The 1,491-nt window shown below is 53.0% G+C and carries 1 protein-coding gene; it reads left to right on the top strand.

Annotated elements, in window-relative coordinates; genetic code table 11:
- On the top strand, positions 1–1,491 hold a 1,491-nt coding region (locus ACTRWI_RS22410; RefSeq protein ID WP_499133898.1), incomplete at both ends, for a condensation domain-containing protein.

Raw genomic sequence — 1,491 nt, 5'->3', positions numbered from 1 at the left:
TGGTGACTCTATCAGTAGCGTGCGACTGACGGCGGCTAGTCGTGCTGCGTTGGGGCAGGATATCCCACTGGTCCTATTGTATGAACACCAAACGGTGGCCGCGCTGGCACAGGTGCTTGAAGGTCAGGGTACTTCCGGCCTGGTGACCATCCCGCGCTATGGCGACACTCGACCTCTGCTGTCTTTTGCTCAGCAGCGGCAGCTGTTTGTGGAACGCTTTGAGGAAGGGAGTGATGCATATCATATTCCGGTTGCGTTTGAGTTGAAGGATGAGGTGGTAACGCAACTGATTGAGCAGGCCATCAACCAGGTGGTAGCGCGTCATCCGGTGCTCAACACGGTTTACTTGGTCGATGAACAAGGTTATGACTATCTTCAGGTGTTGGACTCACCCATCACGATTAAGAAGCGCGTCGTTCGGGATATCAACGAAGCTATGCAGGCCGAAATCAGCAGACTGTTTGCACTTGATCAAGAGGCCCCGTTGCGGGTGGTTCACTTCACATGTGAGAGTGTAGGTCAGCGTGATGTGCTGTTGCTGCTGTGGCACCATATAGCGTTTGACGGCTGGTCGACGGACATCTTCCTAAGAGAGTTGTCAGAGATTTACATCGCATTGGTAGAGCAGCGCGAACCGCAGCTACCAGTACTGGATATTAGGTACTCCGACTACGCCCGTTGGCAGCGTGAGACACTCCGGGGAGAGGTGTTGGAGCAGTTGCTTGAACATTGGTGCGAGACCCTTGATGGTGTTGATACGCTGAGCTTACCAACCGACTTTCCACGCCCGGGTCAGGTTGATTATCGGGGGGCTAATCATAGCTTCAAGTTAGATGCTCAGTTTTCAGGTGAGTTGCGCGTTTTGGCTCGTGCTCAGGAGACCACGCTGTACAGCGTGATGCTGAGTGCCTTCTACATCACCCTAGCCACCTTGAGTGGTCAAGAGGATATCCTGATTGGTGCTCCATCGAATAATCGCGAGCACCCGCAGACCCAAGGCTTGATTGGTTTCTTTGTTAATTCATTGCCTTTGCGGGTAAGGGTCAACGGTGAGGCAACGGTTTCCTCGCTCATCCGTCAGGTGCATCAGGTGGTAACGGAGGCGCGGGTAAATCAAGCGCTACCATTTGAGCAAATTATTGATGCGTTGCAGGTGGAACGTGATACATCACGTCATCCGCTATTCCAGGTTATGTTTTCGGTGCAGAGTTTCGGCCATGAGAGCAGGGGGGATAGTCCATTGCAACTGCTGACCTCAACTGACGATAACGGTTACTCACCAGCCAGGTTCGACCTCACCCTGATGGTTGACGATGGCGACGAGCAGATACATGCCGAGCTTAATTATGCACTGAGTCTGTACAAAGAGAGGACGGCTGCCCACATTGCCAGCCTGTATAAACGAGTGCTACGGTGCATGGTAGCGGTACCACAGGAAGCCATTGGCCAGTTAGCTCTGTTCAGTGAGGAAGACAAGCTCAAACTGGCAGC

Source organism: Pseudoalteromonas sp. G5_S1_14_S5 (assembly GCF_054968605.1).
The sequence above is the reverse complement of the archived record's forward strand: the minus strand, read 5'-3'. Positions and strand labels throughout refer to the sequence as shown.